Raw genomic sequence first — 19,104 nt, 5'->3', positions numbered from 1 at the left:
CGGATGTCCGACAACGCCAACCTCAAGCTCGCCGTGCTCATCGATGCCGACAACGCCCAAGCGAGCATCGTCGAGGGGCTTCTCGCCGAGGTCGCCAAATACGGCACGGCCCACGTCAAGCGCATCTACGGTGATTGGACCCTGCCCAATCTGGGGTCCTGGAAGGACACCCTACTGCGTCACTCGATCCAGCCCATGCAGCAGTTTCGCTACACCAAGGGCAAGAACGCGACCGACGGGGCCATGATGATCGATGCCATGGATCTGCTGTACTCGCGCAACTTCGACGGCTTCTGCATCGTCTCGAGCGACAGCGATTTCACGCGACTGGCCTCGCGTCTGCGCGAGTCCGGCATGACGGTCTACGGCTTCGGCGAGCAGAAGACACCGGAGCCCTTCGTCGCGGCCTGCGACAAGTTTGTCTTCACCGAGGTGCTGCGCGAGGGTGCGGCCGGCGATTCGACGACGCGCAAGAGCGGCAAGGATCTGCAGCGCGATGCCAAATTGGTCAACCTGCTGCGTGCCGCCCTGGACGGTGCTGCGGACGATACCGGATGGGCGGGACTCGGCGCCGTCGGCTCGGCGATCGCCAAACGCAGCCCCGAGTTCGACTCGCGCAACTACGGCTATGCCAAGCTCAGCGGACTGCTCAAGGCGATCCAGCTCTTCGATATCGAGGAGCGTCAGGTCGGGCGCGGACCGCACAAGGCGTTGTTCGTGCGGGATCAGAAGTCAGCTGCTTAAACCGCGTCCGGTGGGGTATGCGCGGGCTGACGGTGGGTCTGTGTTGCGCGTATCTGCGGGTGTTTGAGCGGACGCGCTTTAAGGTGATTTCCGTGAATGATCCTCCCGACTGCGCTGCCCTGAAAGGGCCGTCGGTGCGAATTTGTTTAGCGTACAGTCAGGGTGGCGGCGCACTTGCCTCGCGAGACGGCGATGACGTTCGGGATGCGACTCATGATCGACACACACTGTCATTTGGATGTTGCCGAGTTCGATGCCGATCGATCGGCGGTGTTGGCTCGGGCGCGTTCGGCGGGTGTGGCCGCTATCGTGATCCCGGCCATCCATTCGGAGGGTTGGGGCGGTCTGCTCGCGCTCTGTGCATCGGCGGAAGATCTCTATCCGGCGCTGGGTCTGCACCCGGTCTATCTCGACCGGCACCGTAAGTCCGATCTTGCCGCCTTGGAGCGCGCGATCGCCGAGCATCGCCCGCTCGCGGTCGGCGAGATCGGTCTGGACTATTTTCTGCCCGAGCTGGATCGAGCCGGTCAGCAGATCCTGCTCGAAGCGCAGTTGTCGGTCGCTCGGGACGCGGATCTGCCGGTCCTCCTGCATGTGCGCAAGGCGCATGAGGAGATGTTGACGACCCTGCGGCGTGCGCGGGTGAGGGGCGGTATCGCGCATGCCTTCAACGGGAGCCTCCAGCAGGCGCAGCAGTATCTGGATCTGGGCTTCCGACTCGGCTTCGGAGGGATGTTGACCTTTACCCGCTCCTCGCGTCTGCGCCGTCTCGCGACCGAGCTGCCGGCCGAGGCGATCGTGCTCGAGACGGATGCGCCGGACATGACGGTCGCCGCGCATCGGGGCGAGCGCAACAGCCCCGAGTATTTACCGGATGTTTTGCAGGCGTTGGCCGAGGTCAGGGGCGAGTCGCCCGATGTCTTGGCGGCCCGCACGACGGCCAATGCGCGCGCGGTCTTGCCTGGCCTCGGCGTGATCGAGCGCTCCGGTTCGGGTCGTGTCAGCGCCCCGCCGATTTGACGACCTCGTAGGCTGCCAGCGCCGCTTCGCGCGATGCCTTGAGATCCACGATCGGGGCCGGGTAGTCATGCCCGATCCGGAGACCGGCGTGATCGAGCAGCGCGCTCGGCGCGGTCCAGGGTTGATGGATGTATCTGTCCGGGAGTCGGGCCAGCTCCGGGCACCAGCGTCGAACATAGGCCCCGCTCTTGTCGAAACGCTCGCCCTGCAGGACCGGGTTGAAGATGCGGAAATAGGGCGCGGCGTCCGCGCCGCAGCCGGCGCTCCACTGCCAGCCGAGGCTGTTGGCGGCGAGATCCGCGTCGACCAGGGTATCCCAGAACCAGCGTGCGCCGGCCTGCCAGGGCAGGCGCAGGTTCTTGGCCAGAAAGGAGGCGACGACCATGCGCACCCGATTGTGCATCCAGCCGGTGTGCCAGAGCTGACGCATGCCGGCATCGACCAGCGGGATGCCGGTTTCGCCGCGTTGCCAGGCCTGGAGCAGCCGATCGGCATCCTCTTCGCGCCAAGGCAGAGCGGCGAAGCGTCGATCCAGCGGCTCGTCGGTGGTGTGGGGGTAGTGATAGATCAGATGGTATGCAAACTCGCGCCAGCCGATCTCGCGCACGAAGGGCTCGACCGGGTCTGCAGTCGGATCGCCCCAACGCTCTTTGACCATGGCGAGGATCCGACGCGGACCGATCTCGCCGAAGTGCAGGTGCGGCGACAGCTCGGATGTCCCGGTGTGGGCCGGCAGGTCGCGCTCGGTCGCGTAGCCCTGGATTCGGTCCTTCAGGAAGGTGCGTGCGTGCTCCAGCGCGCTGATCTCGCCGGGTGTCCAGGTCTCGCGCAGTCCCGCGTCCCAGGGGATGCTCGGCAGCAGGCCGAGGCGTTCGAGGTGCAGCGAGTCGAGAGACTCGGGCGGCGGCGGCAAGGCCGCCGGAGCAGGCAGGGGGGTGACCTCGGAAAGCCGAGCCGCGCAGCGACGCCAGAAGGCGGTGAAGACCCGGTAGGGCTCGCCGTTGCCGGTGGCGATCCCCCAAGGCTCGAACAGAAGGGATGCGTTGTGACTGTCCACGCGCAGGCCATCGGCCCGCAGGGCTTGCTTGATCCGTCCATCGCGCTCGCGCGAGGTCGGATCGTAAAGGCGATTCCAGTGGATCCGGGTGGCGCCGGTCGTCGCGACGATGCGCCGCAGCTCGGACAGGCTGTCCCCGCGTGCGATCAGGAGCCGGTTGCCGAACGTCTGTAGGGCCTGGTCCAGGCTCGAGAGGCTGCCGTGCAGCCACCACCGACTCGCTGCACCGGGTGACCAGGGCACCTCCGAGTCCGGGTCATGGATGTAGACGGGTACGAGTCTGGCGCAGTCGATCAGGGCCGCTTGGAGCGCCGGATTGTCGTCGAGACGCAGATCGCGACGGAACCAAAGGATAACGGTGCTCGGCATTGAGGGGTGCGGTCTCGGGTCGGTTTGGGTCCGGTTGCCGGATGTTGAGGTCCGGAGGAGCTGAAGGGCTGTAAGTGCGAATAAAATCGCACCTACACCCGCACTCGGTGGTTATTGAATGGTTCCTGGTCTTACTGAACCGCGTCACCGCCGACGGTGACGAGCTGCGCAAGCTCTAGCTTAAACGCCAGCCGAGTGTCGCCCGCCGGACGCGGTTCAGTCCGCGAAGACCTCGTCGAAGAACCCCTGCATCAGCGCCCAAGAGCGCGCATCGGCCTTGGGGTCGTAGGCGAGTGCGTCCATCCCGTAGGCAGCGGCACCCGGGTTGGTGAAGCCGTGGCGTGCCCCCGAGTAGACGATCATCTGCCAATCGGCACCGGCAGTGTCGAGCCCCTCTTTGAAGGCGGCGATGCGCTCGGGCGGGACGAAGCTGTCGGCCTCGCCGTGGGCGATCAGGATGCTGGGCTTGATGGTGCCGGGCTCCAGAGTGCTGGCCGGGGGCAGGGATCCGTGGAAGCTCGCCACGCCGTCGAGATCGGCACCGGCATAGGCCATCTGCATCACCGTGGCGCCGCCGAAGCAGTAGCCGATGGCCGCGAGCTTTTCGGTATCGACGCGGTCGCTGGCCTTCAGGGTGTCGAGTCCGGCCATGGCACGCTGCTGCCAGGCCGACTGATTGGCGGTGATCTGCTGCATCCAGCCCTGGGCATCGGGCGCGTGTTCGGTCACCTTGTTGTCGCCGTACATGTCGGCGGCGAAGGCGACATAGCCGAGCTCGGCGAGCATCTCGGCGCGTTTCTTCGCGTAGTCGTTCAGGCCCCACCATTCATGAATGACGAGCACTCCGGGGCGTTTGCCCTCGATCGCATCGTCGTAGCTGAGATAGCCCGTGAGGACGGTGTCGCCGTCGCGATATTCAACGCGCTCGGTTTGGATGGCGGCGCCCGCGACGAGAGGGGCGCAGAGGAGCAACGCGGCCAAGTGGGTCGATGGTCTTCTCATGAGTCTCTCCGATCCGGTGGTTGACTGAGCTTCGGGACAGGTCAGGCGAAGCGGCAGGGCGCATCGTCAGGCTGCGCCTGACGCGGTTCCGCAAAGGTCAGGCCATCGGGTCCGGATGACAAGCCCGGCGCCGTCTGTCCGGCGCGGGGCACTGCAAGCATGATTCGCGCGTGATGGGTGCGTGATCGGCATTGCGACGCGGGCGGGACCTCTCTATCCTAATGCTGCAATGCAACAGGTTGTCGGGACGCCCCTCTCGACACTGATCCGGGGCGCCGCGAGGGCTTCATGCGTGCCCGATCAATTCATCGATGTGGGCACTGACGCTGCGACCGAGCGCGGACAGACTGTAGCCGCCTTCCAGACAGGACACGACGCGCTCTTGTGCATGTCGGCGCGCCAGCAGATGGAGCTCGCGGGTGATCCAGGCGTAATCGGCCTCGCGCAGATTGAAATGTGCCATGTCGTCCTCGGCGTGGCCGTCGAACCCCGCGGAGATCATGATCAGCTGTGGCGCGAAGGCGTCGAGCTTGGGCAGCCAGGCGGCCTCGACAGCGGCCCGAAAGGCGGCCCCGTCGGTCAGCTTGGGCAGCGGCAAGTTGAGGATGTTCGGCGCATCGGTATCGGCGCCGCAGCCGGGATAGAAGGGGTGCTGGAAGCTCGAGCAGAAGAGCACCCGTTCGTCGCCGCTGAAGATCTCCTCGGTGCCGTTGCCGTGGTGGACGTCGAAATCGATGATGGCAATCCGCTCGATGCCGTGCTCGGTCATGGCATGTGCGGCACCGACGGCGACGTTGTTGAAGAGACAAAAGCCCCCGGCCGAGCGCCGTCCGGCATGATGGCCGGGCGGGCGCACGCAACAAAAAGCGGCGTGATGTTTTGTGCTCATCACCAGGTCGACCCCGAGGATGGCGCTGCCGGCCGCGCGCAGGGCAGCCGGCAGGGTATGGCTGTTCATGGCGGTGTCGCCGTCGACCCAGACCATGACGTCGTCGGCCTCCGGGGCGGCGTCGATCAACCCCTGGACATAGTCCGCATCGTGCACGCGGGTCAGTTGTGCCACGCTCGCCTCGGGTGCGTCGTAGTGGGTCACCAACATCTCCATGCCCGAGGCGATCATGCGATCCTGGATGGCGTAGAGCCGCTCCGGACACTCGGGGTGGTGCGCGCCCATCTTGTGCTGCTGACACAACGGATGAGAGATAAAGGCGAGGTTCATGCGAAGGTCCTCAATGCATTGATCGCACGCGGGAGACGGTTGGTGCCCGGGCAATTCTTGTTGTCGTTCGGCGCGTTGTCGCGCCCATGGCGAATCCCTGAAATCTATTTTTTGTATCTTTCGAGCTTTTTGATCTTCGAAACGCGCCTACGCCGACACCTGTGGGTGTCTCCGAGGTCGAGTCGACACAGCACTCGGGCATGTCACGCCCGACGCGTTTCGAACCCGTGTTAGCTTAATCCTTTTTACTGCCCGGGAGGGCGATTCCATGCGCGTATCCGATATCGAACAACTCTTCACGCCCACCGCCGTTGCGGTCTTCGGGGCCAGCGACAGCGAGGGGTCCATCGGCGGCATGGTGTTTCGCAATCTGCTCGCCGGCGGCTTCAAAGGCAATGCTTATGCAATCAATCCCAAATACAAGGAGGTGGCCGGCGAGCCCTGCTACCGCGACCTGGGTCAGCTCGACAAGCATGTCGATCTGGCGCTGATCGCCACACCCGCCGATCGGGTCCCGGAGATCCTCAATCAGTGCGGCGGCTACGGGGTCAAGGTGGCGGTGGTCCATTCAGCCGGCTTCGGCGAGTACGGCGAACGCGGGGTCAACCTTCATGAGCGGATGGTCGAGGCGGCGCGGAGCAACCGTATCCGTGTCCTCGGACCCAACTGCATCGGAGCGATGCGCCCGCAACACGGCCTGAACGCCAGCGTCGGACAGGATCTTCCGCGCCGCGGCAACGTCGCCCTGGTCTCGCAATCCGGTGCGATCTGCACGGCGATGATCGATTGGTCCGAGCGCAGGCGGATCGGTTTCTCGGCGATGGTCTCGCTGGGCGCGGCGGCGGATGTGGACTTCGGCGATGTGCTCGACTATCTCGCCCTGGACAGCCAGACGCAATGCATCCTGCTCTACGTGGAAGGGATCCGCAACGCACGCCATTTCATGAGCGGGCTGCGCGCGGCGGCGCGGTTGAAGCCTGTGGTGGTGGTGAAGGCGGGGCGGCATCCGGCCGGGACCCGCGCGGTCAAGTCGCACACCGGTGCCTATGTGGGCTCGGCGGACGTGTTCCGCGCCGTCACCGAGCGCGCGGGCGTGGTACAGGTCTCCAGCCTCGATCAGTTGTTCGCGGCCGCCCAGGTCTTCGGCACGCGTCGGCGTCTGGCGGGCGACCGCATCGCCGTCATCACCAACGGCGGCGGGCCGGGCGTGCTGGCCGCGGATCGGATCATCGAGCTGGGGCTCTCGCTCGCGCAGATCAGCGATACGACACGCCAGGCGCTGGAGAAGGCGCTGCCTGACCATTGGTCGCACGGCAACCCGATCGACATCATCGGCGACGCCCCGCCGGAGCGCTATCGGCTCGCCTTGGACGCCTGTCTGGCGGATCCGGAGGTCGACGGCGTGCTCTGTATCCTGGCGCCCTTGGTGTTCGGCGACCCGATCGCCACGGCCGAGCAGGTCATCGCGGCAGCCAAGGACAGCCGCAAGCCTGTGCTCGCCTGTTGGATGGGCGGGAAGCGGGTCGCCGAGGCCCAGGAGCTCCTGGCCGAGCACGACGTGCCGCACTTCGACAGCCCGGAGGTGGCGATCGACGCCTTCTCGTTCCTCGCCACCCACCAGCGCAACCAGAAGCTGCTGATGCAGTCGCCGGGTCCGCTCTCGCAGGAGGATGCGCCGGACGTGGAGGGCGCACGTCTGATCATCGAGGGCGTCATGGCCGAGGGACGCAAGACGCTCGGAACGGTCGAAGCGAAGGCGATCCTCTCGGCGTTTCGCATCCCGACGATGCAGGCGGTGTTGACCCGCACGCCGAACGAGGCCCTGATGGCCGCTCAGGCCCTGGGATTCCCGGTAGTCATGAAGATCAACTCGCCGGATCTGGAGCACAAATCCGATGTCGACGGCGTGCGTCTGAACATCGACGATGCCCAATCGGTGCGCCGGACCTTCACCGAGATCGTCGAGCGTGCCAAGCGGCTGCGCCCGGATGCGCGCATGGAGGGCATCACGGTCGAGCATATGGCCTCCACACGTGCTGCACGCGAGCTGATGATCGGGGTGACCCGGGATCGGATCTTCGGACCCGTCATCAGTTTCGGTGCCGGCGGAACCAAGGTCGAGGTCCTCGAGGATCGCGCGCTCGGTCTGCCGCCGCTCAACGCCTTCATCATCCAGACCATGATCGACCATACCCGGATCGTGCGTCTCATGGGCGCCTTTCAGCATATGCCTCCGATGAATCGTGTGGCCTTGGCAAAGATTCTTCAACGCGTTTCGGAGATGGTCTGCGAGTTGCCCGAGATCATCTCGATGGACATCAACCCGCTGATCGGAAACGACAAGGACGTGATTGCCGTGGATGCGCGCATCAAGGTCGATTATCGTCCGCCCCAGCAGACGACTTACGGGCACATGGCGATCCACCCCTATCCGAGCCATCTCATCGAGCGCGTCCAACTGCCGGACGGCAAGGATCTGGTGATTCGCCCGATTCGTCCGGAGGATGCCCAGATGGAGCAGGAGTTCGTTCGAGGGCTTTCGGAACAGACCAAGTATTTCAGGTTCATGCAGGCGATCAAGGAGCTGACGCCCGAGATGCTGGTGCGCTTCACTCAGATCGACTACGACCGCGAGATGGCCCTGATCGGCGTGGTCGAGCACGACGGGTCCGACGTCCAGGTCGGCGTGGCCCGCTATATGGCCCGACCGGGCGGCGAGGCCTGCGAGTTCGCAATCGTGGTCTCCGACACCTGGCGCAACCTCGGAATCGGCGCAAGACTGATGCGCTCGCTGATGCAGAACGCACGCTCGCGCGGCTTTCGTGTCATGGATGGCGAGGTGCTCAGCGCCAACAGTCGGATGCTCGCCTTGGTGAAGTCACTCGGATTCCGCATCGAGAGCGACCCGCAGGACATGGCGGTCAAATGGGTGAGCAAGGTGCTTTGAACCGCGTCCGGCAGGGTATGCGTGGTTTCGTGTGGACGGGACGTCGGGCGTCCGTCTGCGCGGTCGGCGTCAACGCCGTTTTTGGCGCGATCGGTGGACTCCACTCTCGCTCGTCCATCCTACCGGCCGGTGTCGTGGACACGGCCCTGCCTTAGCCGTGTGAGGTTCGGCCGAGGCGCACCGCGCGAAGGTTCGCCCAAAGCCTACCCGGATGGGTTCTCCGGTGTTTCGCGGAGTTTGTGCCAGAGCACGATTGAGGCGAGGACAAAGGTGATCGCGTTCGCGGCGATCACGGGCCAAGAGCCGATCAGCAAACCGTAAAGGCCCCAGAGTGCGACGCCTGCGCTGAAGAGCGCATACATCCACAGCGAGATGGCCCGCGTGTCACGGGTGCGCAAGGTGCGTACCACCTGGGGCACGAAGGAGATGGTGGTGAGTGCCGCCGCAGTAAAACCGATGGTCTCGACCCACAGTGTCACCGCGACGGACGCCCGGGCATCACCACGAGCGTCCGATACGCGCCGCGTTCGCGAGCGGAAACTCGACCGCCCGCGATCCGATAAGCTTCAATAGAATGACTCGTTATTGCTCTGTTTTTAATATTCATTTAAACCGCGTCCCGCTGGCCTTGGTTGGTCCTTGCCACGCCGGACCCGCTCCGGTCCAATCGGGCCGCGCCGAACGCGGCTTAAATGCTGACCTTGAGCTTCTGCCCCGGGCGAATCTTGTTGTCGTCGGGCTGCATCTTGTTCAGCTTGCGCAGCTCGGCGACAGTGATGCCGTTCTGAACCGCGACGCGATAGAGCGTCTCCTGCGGCTTCACGACATGGTAGCGCGCCGCCGTGGTCGACTTCTTCGCGGCCGGCGCCTTGGCGACCTCTTTGGCGGACACCTTCGCCGTCGTCTTCGTCGATGCCTGCGCTTTGGGCGTCGGCTTGGCGGCCGGTCGCTCGACCTTGGCGATGGCCTGACGGGCGACCGGCGATGCCTTGGGCTCGGCGCGGGCAACCATGACGTTGGAGACCGGTGGCGGATGGCTGGCGACGCGCTGTTTGGTCCCGGTCGGGAGCCACACCGTGCTGCCCGGGGGCAGATAGGCCCGACCGTCGCGTGCGCGGTCGCGCCAATGCATGTTCAAGTCGGCCAGGCGATTCGGGGTCAGGCCGTAGTGTCCGGCGAGGTGGTGCACCGGCATGGGGTGTTGAAGGACCAGACGATCGTGTGGCCATGGCTCCTCGCGACGGACGCCCTCCGGGAAATAGCGATCGGCGTTGCGTGTCACCTCGCGGGCGGCGATGAACTCGGCGTAGAAATTCCGTGACGCGAAGCCGAAGTATTGGCCCCGATAGTTTTTCACGATGCCACCGATGTCGTTGCCGTGCTGGGCCTTGGCATTCGCCATCCCGCCTTGACCGTGGTTGTAGGAGGTGATGGCGAGAGGCCAGCTCCCGAGGCGACGATGGGCCTGGGAGAGATAACGAGCGGCACCGTCGGCCGCGATGATGGGATCGAGTCGTTCGTCGATGGTGTCGTTGACGTTCATGTACATCCGACCGGTTGCAGGCATGAACTGCCACACACCCGCGGCGCCGACGCCGGATCTGGCATTGGTCTGAAACGAGGATTCCACGTGCGGGAGATAGGCGAGGTCCTCCGGGACACCGTGACTGCGCATGATCTCGCGAAAGGCCGTGTCGTACCGTCCGCTGATCTCCACGCCGCGATGGAAGCGTTCGCGCAGACCGCGTTGACTGCGCACGCGGTCGGCAGCCCCGTAGACCGCGGCGCGACCGCCGGACCGCTCGAGCCTCGCCAGGAGCGCCTTGTCGCTGCTGCTCAGGCTCTGCCCGGTTCGCACGCGCTCTTCCAGAAGGCGCAGCTGGCCCTTGTAGGCATCCGTACGGTCGCGCACCAACGAGCGTTGCGGGTCCGTGTAGCCCTCTTTGATGGGCAGGGGCAGTTTGACGACCTCGTAGATGACGTCCATGTGCTCGTTGTCGTGGATGGCGACCTCTCCGCGACCCCAGATGCCGTAGACATGGCGCCAGAAATCGACATTGGGCTGGATCTCCGGCGGAACGGGGAAGGTGTCCGAGCCGGCGACCATCTCGCCTTGGGTCCAGTTTTCCCCCGAGGTGTTGCGTTGAGCGCCGTCGCTGCCGCAGCCCGCCAAGCCGAGCAGGGCAATCGACAACAGCAGGAGCGATAGATACCTGATACTGATCGGATAGGTCGGCATGGTGCGCGTGTCCTCTCGAGCGTGAGCCGGGCGCGTCGCAGCTGTTGCGACGGCGAATACCCCGAATGAGCGCGCAGGCTTGTACGGGGCCAAGGCGATGCCATGCGAATGCGAAGCGAGATGATCGACTCGGCAGGCGCGCTCTGCGTCATCTGTTCGATGACGGTTTGATATTGGCTCACGAAAGCCGTCTTTGCAATGTACGATTGCGGATAAGATGCCTCGTTTTTCCATGTGCTCCGCAGCACTCGTATTCTTGAAACGGCCTGAGCTTTCGTTGTCTATTGTCATATAAGTCAGTAAGTTATTGAGACTGATCATTCCAATGTATTGCGATCTCGTTCGGCGTGCCCGATGATTGAGCTGGGCCCCGATTTACCGCTCGATCAGTCGTGAAGCGGATGCATTCCTTCCGATTCGAGTAATGAGACCAAGCGGATGAGAGGTAGTCCGATCAAGGTATTGGGATCGTCACCTTCAAGCCGCTCGAATAATGCGATACCGAGGCCTTCCGACTTGAAGCTACCGGCGCAATCGAAGGGTTGCTCGCGATCCAGATACCCTTCGATCTGTTTTCGGTCGAGGCGTCTGAAATGAACGCGAAAGGGTTCGACGAGGGTTTGGGCGCGCCCGCTCGCGGTGTTCAGCAGACACAACCCCGTCTGAAAGACGACGATTCGCCCGGACGCACGCTCCAGTTGGGCGATGGCGCGGGCGCGCTCTCCGGGCTTTCCCAAGATATCCTCGTCGATACAGGCGACCTGATCCGACCCGATGACGAGCGCGTTCGGATGGGTGGACGCAACCGCCCTGGCCTTGGCCTCCGCCAAGCGCAGGACCAGCACCTGAGACGATTCACCGGGGCGCGGGCGCTCGTCGACCTCGGGCGCGACGGTCGTAAATGGCAGCCCCAAGCGCTCCAGGAGTTGGCGCCGGTAGGGCGAGGTCGATGCAAGGACGAGCGCGGGCGCAGGCACTGTGTCGGGGATCCTGATGGGGTTTCCGGAGGACGCCGCGAGGCCGTTCCGTCAAGGCCGGGCCGCTCGGTCGGTCAGTCGCGCTGAAGTATAAAACAAAAAAGCCCTCGCAATCGATTGCAAGGGCTTGAATTCATCCGCCCGGCCGACGGCCGGACGGGGATTGTCGCAGCGTAAGGTCAGACCCCGCCGACGGCACCTCCGACGACGGGCGGCTCTTTGCGCGGCGCGCCTCCTTTGGGGAGGTCGCCGTTGCTGCTGCCGGATGTCGGCTTCGCGTCGCCGGCGTCGTCTTCGGGCTCGCGCATCGGCTGACCGGACATGATGTCGTCGATCTGATCCTTGCCGATCGTCTCGAACTTGAGCAGCGCCTCGGCCATCGTGTGCAGCTTCTCGATGTTCTCCTCGAGCATCTGCTTAGCGCGCCTGTAGTTGCGGTCGATGATCTGGCGCACCTCCTTGTCGATCGCCTGCGCGGTCTCGGGCGAGACCTGACGCTGCTGCGTCACCGAGCGACCGAGGAAGACCTCGCCCTCGTCCTCGGCATAGGCCAGCGGGCCCAGGTTGTCCGATAGGCCAAAGCGCGTGACCATATTGCGTGCGATATCGGTCGCGCGCTCGATGTCGTTGGAGGCGCCGGTCGTCACGTGCTCGGGCCCGAAGATCATCTCCTCGGCCAGACGTCCGCCGAACAGGGTCGAGAGCTGACTCTCCAACTGACGCTTGCTCATGCTGTAGCGATCGCGCTCGGGCAGGAACAGGGTCACGCCGAGGGCACGTCCGCGCGGGATGATGCTGACCTTGTGCACAGGATCATGCTCGGGCACCAGGCGCCCGACAATCGCGTGGCCGGCCTCGTGATAGGCGGTCAGCTTGCGCTCGGACTCGGACATCACGATGCTGCGCCGCTCGGCACCCATCATGATCTTGTCCTTGGCGCGCTCGAACATCTGCATCGAGACCTCGGTATGCCCGGCACGGGCCGCGAAGAGGGCGGCCTCGTTGACCAGGTTGGCCAGATCGGCACCCGAGAATCCGGGTGTCCCGCGGGCGATGGTGCGCGCGTCGACGTCCTCGGCGATCGGCACCTTGCGCATGTGCACCTCGAGGATCGCGGCGCGGCCGGCCAGATCCGGCAGACCGACGACCACCTGGCGGTCGAACCGGCCCGGACGCAGGAGCGCCGGGTCGAGCACGTCGGCCCGGTTGGTCGCCGCGATCACGATGATGCCCTCGTTGCCCGCGAAGCCGTCCATCTCCACGAGGAGCTGGTTCAGGGTCTGCTCACGCTCGTCGTGACCGCCGCCCAGCCCTGCGCCGCGCTTGCGACCGACGGCGTCGATCTCGTCGATGAAGATGATGCAGGGTGCGGCCTTCTTGGCTTGCTCGAAGAGGTCGCGAACGCGCGAGGCGCCGACACCGACGAACATCTCCACGAAGTCCGAGCCCGAGATGCTGTAGAAGGGCACCTTGGCCTCGCCGGCGATCGCCCGCGCCAGCAACGTCTTACCCGTGCCTGGAGGACCGACCATCAGCACGCCGCGCGGGATGCGACCGCCGAGGTTCGAAAATTTCTGCGGGTTGCGCAGAAAGTCCACCAACTCGCCGACCTCTTCCTTCGCCTCTTCCACACCCGCGACATCGCGCAGCGTGACCTTGACCTCGCCCTCGGCGTGTTGACGCGCACGGCTCTTGCCGAAATTGAAGATCCCGCCGCCACCACCGCCCCCGCCCATGTTGCGGCGCATGAACCAGAACCAGACGCCGATCAGGAGCAGGAAGGGCAGCCAGGCGATCAGCATCTGAGCCAGCACGCTCGGGCGCTCGGGCGGCTCGGCGCGAATGCTCACGCCGTTCTCCAGGAGATCGCCGACCAGCGCGGGATCGCCCGGGTCGAAGGTCTCGAAACGGGATCCGTCGGTCCTCAGCCCCTTGACCTTCTGATCCTGTATGGTGACCTCGCGGATCGAACCGTCCGAGAGCTCTTGTAGGAACTGGCTGTAGCTCAAGCTGCGGGACTCGATCGCGTCGGAGGTCGTCATGCTGTTGAACATCATCACCAGCCAGATGGTGACGGCGACCCACAGCAACAGATTCAAGTTTTTGGCATTCATTCTCAGGCTGTCCTCGTTGACCATCGCTCGGCCGGAGCTCGACGCTCTGCCTCGCGGCATTGGCGGGTACATCGGGGCATGAGTCCGAAAACCAACGGAAACGCTGCCGCGGTCGATGAGTTGAAGGAGCTTACCAGTTTTGGGGGCTCGGCGATCAACCGCGCGCAGTCGACCGGCGCTGCGGGCCTGCAGGGAACGCGGCGGATCGATTGCGGTCGCAGGCTCACGTCCAGTTCAACGAGGCTCTCTAAGATGCAACCCGCCGTTCCTCTCTTGTCGGCCGGCTTTGCGGCCGGTTCACTCATCGGCGCCGCCGCTGTCGCCGGCTATCTCGCGATGACCGAACCGCAGCTGCCGGCCTCGTCCGATGCCGATCACGTTGCCGAGACGGCCCCGGCGATGCCGCTGCCGACTGCGCTGAGTGTGACCGAGGATGTCGATCCTGCCCCGGAGGTGCCACCGGCCGAGTCGGGAGCCTCAGCGCGCGATGCGCTCATGCCTCGAGCATTGCGCGATCTGGAGTCGCAGGTCACGGACCTGCGCGTTCGGCTGGCGAGCGTGGAGCAGGCCATGAGCCGCGTCCTGAGCGCCGCGACAGCGACCGGCGGCGTCGCCGAAGAGGAACGGCCGCCGGCCCCGCGCACCGCCGATGAGCGACGCGGCGCACTCGTGGCCGCGGGCGTGGATCCGGGCATGGCCGAGGATTTGGTCCTGAAGGAGGCGCAGCGCTCCCTCGAGCGGCTCTCCTTGCGGGATCAGGCCATTCGCGAAGGCTGGGTCGGGACCGCCCAGTATCGCGAGGAGCTTTCGCGGATCAACGCGGACGAGCGCTCGCTTCGCGAAGAGATCGGCGACGACATCTACGACCGCTATCTCTACGTGACCGGCGCAGACAATCGCGTGAAGGTCGATTCGGTCATCCCGGGATCGGCTGCCGAGATCGCAGGCCTGCAGGCGGGCGATCTGATCGAGTCTTACGCCGACGAACGCCTATTCGATTTCTCGGAGTTGCGCAGCAAAACCACCGAGGGCGAATACGGCGAGCAGGTCGCGGTGCAGGTCCGCCGCGGCGGCCGCGTGATCGAGACCTGGGTCCCGCGCGGTCCGCTCGGCGTGACCCTGGATTCGGCGCGGGTCGGACCCGCGCGCTGAAGGCTCTCGCGAGGTGTGTCCGGCAAGGCGATCGTTACGCGCCAAGGATGCGCGTCCGGCGCATCGGGCGGTCGGCCCCGACGCCGGGCATGCGCCGGCCTGGTCCTTCGGCGGCCAGGTGCTACTGCAGATCCTTCGCGACGTCCTGCATCAAGACCGCCAAGGGACCGGCGACAGCGGGTTGCCCCGGCGGCACCTTGCAGTCGCGACAGGATGCGGTGTAGACCCGATCCAGGCGCACCCGCCCCGTTGCGGTGTCGCTCGCGCGGATCCGCATGGCGATGGTCCCGCTGCGTTGGTTGGGTTGGGTCCAGGTCAATGCCGTGAGCGCCGGTTGGATGAGCAGTCCTCCTTCGTGCGCCTCGGAGGCGTGCTCGAGCGGAATCACGCCGGCGAAGAGATCGCTGCGGTCCAAGTCCTCAGCGATGATTTTTTGGATCCACCAAGCCGAGACCTCCGGCGTCGGCGAGGTGCGTCCGTCGACAACCGGGGCGATCGCGAGGGCCGGGGGGCCATCGTAGATCTCTCCGGCGGCCGTCGCCTTGGGCCTGGCCGGGGCCGGCGTCCCGATCACCGTCGAGGTCCCGATCCTGGTCGAGGTCTGGACCGGAGCGGAGGTCGGACTGGATCCGCAGCTCGCAATCGCCAAGGCGGCAACGGCGACGAGCAGCAGGTGCGAGAAACGGCGGAACAACATAGACACGGACCTTTGCTGAGTTGGACGTAAGAGGCGGTCGGACGAGACGCCGGAAGCCAGTCGCATGGGTGCTGCGAGGTCGTCCGGCGGGTGCGGAGAACCACCGGCGGGGCCTATCATAGCGGTCTCGGGCCTACGCGCGCAGCCCCGGTGCGGTCGAGACGCGGCGGCCCTAGGAGCGCGGCTGTTGCTGTGTTACAACGGCGGCCGTAAACCTCAATCCTTGGGGTCGGTATGCTGCGGCGATTCTCGGCCGCGGACGGAAGCGACGCGAGCGGTGCTGTCCATGAAGCGAGCAAGAGCGGGTCGGTGGATGCGGTGTCGGCCCGAGGGTTGCCCGCCGGGGCACGGGCTCGGTCCGAAGGCGGGGGGTTAAGCGGTGTCTTTGGGCCCCGTCATGCTCGATGTTGCCGCAACGGCGCTCGACGCCGAGGATCGCGAGGTGTTGCGCCATCCCGCCGTGGGCGGGGTCATCCTCTTCGCACGTAATTTCGAGTCTCCCGTGCAGCTCGCCGAGCTGACCGCCGAGATCCACGCCCTGCGCGAGCCGCATCTTTTGATCGGTGTCGATCAAGAAGGCGGGCGGGTTCAGCGCTTTCGCGAGGGTTTCACGCGACTGCCGCCCGCGGGACGCTTCGCCGATCTCTACAGTCGCCATCCCAGAGATGCTCGCGCCAGCTGCGGGTCCGTGGGCTGGCTCATGGCCGCGGAGCTACGCTCGGTCGGCGTGGATTTCAGCTTCGCACCCGTGCTCGATCTGGACCGCGGGCTCAATCCGGTCGTCGGGGATCGCGCCTTCGGCAACCGGGCGCGCGCCGTGGGCGATCTGGCGCTCGCCTGGCTCGACGGGGTGCGTCGCGCCGGCATGGCGGGCGTGGGCAAGCATTTTCCCGGACACGGCGGGGTGAGCGTGGATTCACACCTTGAGCTGCCCGTTGATCCAAGGCCTTACACGGATCTCTTGATGGAGGATCTGATTCCCTTCGAGCGCCTGATTGCGCATGCTCTGGAAGGGATCATGCCGGCCCACGTTCGGTATCCTCTGGTGGACGACCGCCCGGCCGGGTTCTCGCCGGTCTGGCTGCGCGAGATCCTGCGCGGTCGGCTCGGTTTTCAGGGGGTGATCTTCAGCGACGACCTCAACATGGGTGCCGCGGCATCCGAGGGTGATCCGGTCGAGCGTGCACGCGCTGCCTCGGACGCGGGTTGCGATATGCTGCTGGTCTGCAACAATCGCGCGGCGGCGCTCGCGGTTCTCGAGGCGTTCGTCGATCATCACGACCCCGCGGCCGAGCTGCGTCTGCTCAGGATGCACGGCCGCGGTCAGCATGAGCGAGCACGTCTGCACGAGCAGCCCGAGTGGCAGCACGGCGTGCAGTGCGTCACTCTTCTCGAGGGGCTCGAGACACTCGATTTGGAGCTCCTCGATCCGACCGACCCGGAGGCAACCCGATGAAGCTCGACCCGAAAGACTACGACGCCGTCGCGGGACGCGCGCAACAACTGGTCACGCCCGATCAGATCGATGCGGCGCTCGAGCGGATGGCCGCGTCGATCACCGAGCGTCTCGCCGGAAAGGATCCGCTGGTGCTTTGCGTCATGACGGGAGCGGTCTTTGTCGCCGGTCTTCTGCTTCCGCGACTGCGGTTTCAATTGCGGGTCGACTACATCCATGCCAGTCGCTATCAGGGCCGTACCAGCGGCGGTGAGATCGTCTGGCGCTACCGTCCGTCGGACGCCATCCGCGGCGAGCATGTCTTGGTACTCGACGACATCCTCGACGAGGGCATTACGCTGCGTCGGATCGTCGATGCCTGTCTTGAAGACGGGGCGGCGAGCGTGCACACCGCGGTGCTGGTGTCCAAAGAGCGTGAGCACGCATGCGAGGCCGATGTCGTCGGCGTTCAGGTCGAGGACCGCTATCTCTATGGCTACGGGCTCGACTACAAGGGCTACTTCAGAAATGCCGCCGGGATCTATGCGGTCGCCGATGAAGACGTGTAGGCGCGACAGCTTTATGGGTATTTGTTGAAACGGGAATATAAGTGCCCGCTTTTTGACACCTTTTGAGCTTTGGTATACATCCTCACCCGAGTGTTGCTTCAGCGTGATCGGTCCTCCCGGGGCGGCGGTATCGTCCCCCGCGGGGCGCGTAACCTCGGTACCGCGGGGACGCGACGACCGCACGACCCATAACGATCGGAGGATGGTGTATGTCGACACTAGAAAGTTACCGCAAAACACATGCGGAGCTACGTCAGATGATCGAAGATCTCAGGTCGCTCCTCACGCCCGAGCAACTGCGGATTCGTCCCAATGCCAAAACCGCCTACGAGCTGTTGTGCGATCTGGGTACGAAGGTTCGCAGCCATCTTGCGGCAGAGGATCGCGGTCTCTACCCGAGCCTCTTGATTCACGAAGATCCCAAGGTCAAGTCGATCGCCTGGGGCTTCATCAGCGGTGAAAAGCCCTTGCGCAAGACCTTCGACGATTATCATAAGCACTGGCTGAAGAACTGCGATTTCAACTTTACGGAAGATTTTCTTGCCGAAACGCAGGAGATCTTCGACATGGTCGACAAGCGCATCGATCGCGAAGAACAGGTCCTCTTTCCGAAGCTGATCGAGATCGGCATCTTTACCGATCGACCCGGAAGGCGCGGCGCGAGGTCGTTCAATCCGTCGGTCTGACCGTCGATCGTCGCAGCGCTCGACGACGAGAATCCGGCGCCGCAAGGCGCCTTTTTTTGGCTTACACGCTGCCCTCCGCTAGACTGCACAGCCCCTTTTCGAGTCACTTCCGGACGTGGTCAACGCATGAGTCTTCTCGCCATCATCGGTGGATCTGGATTTTCGGACTTTCCCGCCTTGGAGATCGAGGCATCGCGTCGCGTCGAAACCCCCTTCGGCGAGACCTCGGCGCCGGTAGCGAGCGGACGCCTGGACGGTGCGCAGATCCTCTTCCTTCCGCGTCACGGCGCCGGTCATCGGCTGCCACCTCATCGGATCAACTACCGAGCCAATCTGTGGGCGCTGCGCGCCCTGGGCGCCGAGCGTGTCGTCGGACTGGCGGCGGTCGGCGGGATCGGTGCGCGCTTCGCCCCGCTTGCGTTGGCGGTTCCGCACGATCTCGTGGATTACACCTACGGACGCGAGCACAGCATCTACGACGGGGATCAGGGCGGACTGGATCATGTCGACATGACCTCGCCCTATTGCGAGGAGCTGCGCCGGGTTTTGATCCGCGCCTGCGCCGAATCCGGTCATCCGGCGATCGAGGACGGCGTCTATGCCGCGACCCAGGGCCCGCGGCTCGAAACGACCGCCGAGATTGCCCGGCTCGAGCGCGACGGCTGTGATCTGGTCGGGATGACCGGCATGCCCGAGGCCGGGATCGCGCGGGAGCTCGGACTTTGCTATGCGAGCCTGGCGTTCGTCGTGAATTGGGCGGCGGGAAAAGGCGAGGGCGTCATCACGATGGCCGAGATCGAGTCACATCTGCGCGAGTGTGTCGGGCGTGTACGAACGGTGCTCGGGATCGTCGCCACATCGCATTGATGCGCCGGTC

The 19,104-nt window shown here is 65.0% G+C and carries 16 protein-coding genes; 8 read left to right on the top strand and 8 right to left on the bottom strand.

All coding sequences use genetic code 11. The features are described from left to right. Positions 1–3 precede the first annotated feature (3 nt). Complete coding sequence (locus B4N44_RS08785; protein WP_296699506.1) at positions 4–744, top strand: NYN domain-containing protein; 741 nt, start codon at positions 4–6, stop codon at positions 742–744. Positions 745–957: 213 nt separating this feature from the next. After that, the gene (locus B4N44_RS08780) at positions 958–1,764 is read left to right on the top strand and encodes a TatD family hydrolase (RefSeq protein ID WP_296699503.1); all 807 of its coding nucleotides are present in this window, start codon (positions 958–960) and stop codon (positions 1,762–1,764) included. Here the strand turns inward: B4N44_RS08780 and B4N44_RS08775 are convergent. The 3 genes from B4N44_RS08775 to B4N44_RS08765 form a co-directional block, all read right to left on the bottom strand. Further along, entirely contained in the window at positions 1,745–3,190 is a 1,446-nt protein-coding gene (locus B4N44_RS08775) for a cryptochrome/photolyase family protein (protein ID WP_296699498.1), read from the bottom strand. The genes B4N44_RS08780 and B4N44_RS08775 overlap by 20 nt on opposite strands. A 216-nt stretch (positions 3,191–3,406) precedes the next feature. Then, entirely contained in the window at positions 3,407–4,192 is a 786-nt protein-coding gene (locus tag B4N44_RS08770; protein ID WP_296699495.1) for a dienelactone hydrolase family protein, read from the bottom strand. A gap of 286 nt (positions 4,193–4,478) precedes the next feature. Further along, positions 4,479–5,411, bottom strand: a complete 933-nt coding sequence (locus tag B4N44_RS08765) for a histone deacetylase family protein (protein WP_296699492.1) — start codon at positions 5,409–5,411, stop codon at positions 4,479–4,481. A 268-nt stretch (positions 5,412–5,679) separates the two neighbouring features. Here B4N44_RS08765 and B4N44_RS08760 point away from each other — a divergent pair, with 268 nt between their 5' ends. Beyond that, positions 5,680–8,358 (top strand): bifunctional acetate--CoA ligase family protein/GNAT family N-acetyltransferase, encoded by a 2,679-nt coding sequence (locus B4N44_RS08760; protein ID WP_296699489.1) that lies wholly within the window; start codon positions 5,680–5,682, stop codon positions 8,356–8,358. 203 nt (positions 8,359–8,561) lie between these two features. On the opposite strand, the gene B4N44_RS08755 is transcribed toward B4N44_RS08760, so the two are convergent. From B4N44_RS08755 to ftsH, 4 genes are all read right to left on the bottom strand, one after another. After that, positions 8,562–8,837 (bottom strand): SemiSWEET family sugar transporter, encoded by a 276-nt coding sequence (locus tag B4N44_RS08755; RefSeq protein ID WP_296699482.1) that lies wholly within the window; start codon positions 8,835–8,837, stop codon positions 8,562–8,564. A 209-nt stretch (positions 8,838–9,046) separates the two neighbouring features. Continuing rightward, positions 9,047–10,597 (bottom strand): lytic transglycosylase domain-containing protein, encoded by a 1,551-nt coding sequence (locus B4N44_RS08750; protein ID WP_296699479.1) that lies wholly within the window; start codon positions 10,595–10,597, stop codon positions 9,047–9,049. A gap of 386 nt (positions 10,598–10,983) precedes the next feature. Next, positions 10,984–11,574 carry a Maf family protein gene (locus B4N44_RS08745; RefSeq protein ID WP_296699476.1) on the bottom strand — a complete coding sequence of 197 codons (591 nt, stop codon included), beginning with the start codon at positions 11,572–11,574 and terminating at the stop codon, positions 10,984–10,986. Between the two features lie 179 nt (positions 11,575–11,753). Continuing rightward, a complete protein-coding gene (gene ftsH, locus B4N44_RS08740; RefSeq protein WP_296699473.1) occupies positions 11,754–13,688 on the bottom strand; it encodes an ATP-dependent zinc metalloprotease FtsH in 1,935 nt (644 codons plus the stop codon). A 252-nt stretch (positions 13,689–13,940) separates the two neighbouring features. Here ftsH and B4N44_RS08735 point away from each other — a divergent pair, with 252 nt between their 5' ends. After that, positions 13,941–14,840: a PDZ domain-containing protein gene (locus B4N44_RS08735; RefSeq protein ID WP_296699470.1), complete on the top strand. Its 900-nt coding sequence runs from the start codon at positions 13,941–13,943 to the stop codon at positions 14,838–14,840. 121 nt (positions 14,841–14,961) lie between these two features. Here B4N44_RS08735 and B4N44_RS08730 read toward each other — a convergent pair whose 3' ends face one another. Beyond that, positions 14,962–15,537: a hypothetical protein gene (locus B4N44_RS08730; protein WP_296699467.1), complete on the bottom strand. Its 576-nt coding sequence runs from the start codon at positions 15,535–15,537 to the stop codon at positions 14,962–14,964. 379 nt (positions 15,538–15,916) lie between these two features. Here B4N44_RS08730 and nagZ point away from each other — a divergent pair, with 379 nt between their 5' ends. The 4 genes from nagZ (at position 15,917) to B4N44_RS08710 (ending at position 19,094) form a co-directional block, all read left to right on the top strand. Further along, positions 15,917–16,993 (top strand): beta-N-acetylhexosaminidase, encoded by a 1,077-nt coding sequence (gene nagZ / locus B4N44_RS08725; RefSeq protein WP_296699464.1) that lies wholly within the window; start codon positions 15,917–15,919, stop codon positions 16,991–16,993. Continuing rightward, the gene (locus tag B4N44_RS08720; protein WP_296699461.1) at positions 16,990–17,541 is read left to right on the top strand and encodes a hypoxanthine-guanine phosphoribosyltransferase; all 552 of its coding nucleotides are present in this window, start codon (positions 16,990–16,992) and stop codon (positions 17,539–17,541) included. The genes nagZ and B4N44_RS08720 overlap by 4 nt, the downstream gene beginning before the upstream one ends. 209 nt (positions 17,542–17,750) lie before the next feature. Further along, the gene (locus tag B4N44_RS08715; RefSeq protein WP_296699459.1) at positions 17,751–18,227 is read left to right on the top strand and encodes a hemerythrin domain-containing protein; all 477 of its coding nucleotides are present in this window, start codon (positions 17,751–17,753) and stop codon (positions 18,225–18,227) included. 126 nt (positions 18,228–18,353) lie between these two features. After that, positions 18,354–19,094: an S-methyl-5'-thioinosine phosphorylase gene (locus tag B4N44_RS08710; protein WP_296699456.1), complete on the top strand. Its 741-nt coding sequence runs from the start codon at positions 18,354–18,356 to the stop codon at positions 19,092–19,094. The last annotated feature ends 10 nt before the right edge of the window (positions 19,095–19,104 follow it).

The organism is Thiocapsa sp. UBA6158, from assembly GCF_002423035.1.
Classification (GTDB): domain Bacteria; phylum Pseudomonadota; class Gammaproteobacteria; order Chromatiales; family Chromatiaceae; genus Thiocapsa.
Note: the sequence above shows the minus strand (reverse complement) of the source record. Positions and strands in the feature narration are given on the sequence as shown.

What these genes read in the sequence shown, in the direction of transcription:
- B4N44_RS08785 (WP_296699506.1), top strand. Translation starts at nt 4, where the DNA reads ATGTCCGACAACGCCAACCTCAAGCTCGCCGTGCTCATCGATGCCGAC.
- B4N44_RS08780 (WP_296699503.1), top strand. Translation starts at nt 958, where the DNA reads ATGATCGACACACACTGTCATTTGGATGTTGCCGAGTTCGATGCCGAT.
- B4N44_RS08775 (WP_296699498.1), bottom strand. Translation starts at nt 3,190, where the DNA reads ATGCCGAGCACCGTTATCCTTTGGTTCCGTCGCGATCTGCGTCTCGAC.
- B4N44_RS08770 (WP_296699495.1), bottom strand. Translation starts at nt 4,192, where the DNA reads ATGAGAAGACCATCGACCCACTTGGCCGCGTTGCTCCTCTGCGCCCCT.
- B4N44_RS08765 (WP_296699492.1), bottom strand. Translation starts at nt 5,411, where the DNA reads ATGAACCTCGCCTTTATCTCTCATCCGTTGTGTCAGCAGCACAAGATG.
- B4N44_RS08760 (WP_296699489.1), top strand. Translation starts at nt 5,680, where the DNA reads ATGCGCGTATCCGATATCGAACAACTCTTCACGCCCACCGCCGTTGCG.
- B4N44_RS08750 (WP_296699479.1), bottom strand. Translation starts at nt 10,597, where the DNA reads ATGCCGACCTATCCGATCAGTATCAGGTATCTATCGCTCCTGCTGTTG.
- ftsH (WP_296699473.1), bottom strand. Translation starts at nt 13,688, where the DNA reads ATGAATGCCAAAAACTTGAATCTGTTGCTGTGGGTCGCCGTCACCATC.
- B4N44_RS08735 (WP_296699470.1), top strand. Translation starts at nt 13,941, where the DNA reads ATGCAACCCGCCGTTCCTCTCTTGTCGGCCGGCTTTGCGGCCGGTTCA.
- B4N44_RS08730 (WP_296699467.1), bottom strand. Translation starts at nt 15,537, where the DNA reads ATGTTGTTCCGCCGTTTCTCGCACCTGCTGCTCGTCGCCGTTGCCGCC.
- B4N44_RS08720 (WP_296699461.1), top strand. Translation starts at nt 16,990, where the DNA reads ATGAAGCTCGACCCGAAAGACTACGACGCCGTCGCGGGACGCGCGCAA.
- B4N44_RS08715 (WP_296699459.1), top strand. Translation starts at nt 17,751, where the DNA reads ATGTCGACACTAGAAAGTTACCGCAAAACACATGCGGAGCTACGTCAG.
- B4N44_RS08710 (WP_296699456.1), top strand. Translation starts at nt 18,354, where the DNA reads ATGAGTCTTCTCGCCATCATCGGTGGATCTGGATTTTCGGACTTTCCC.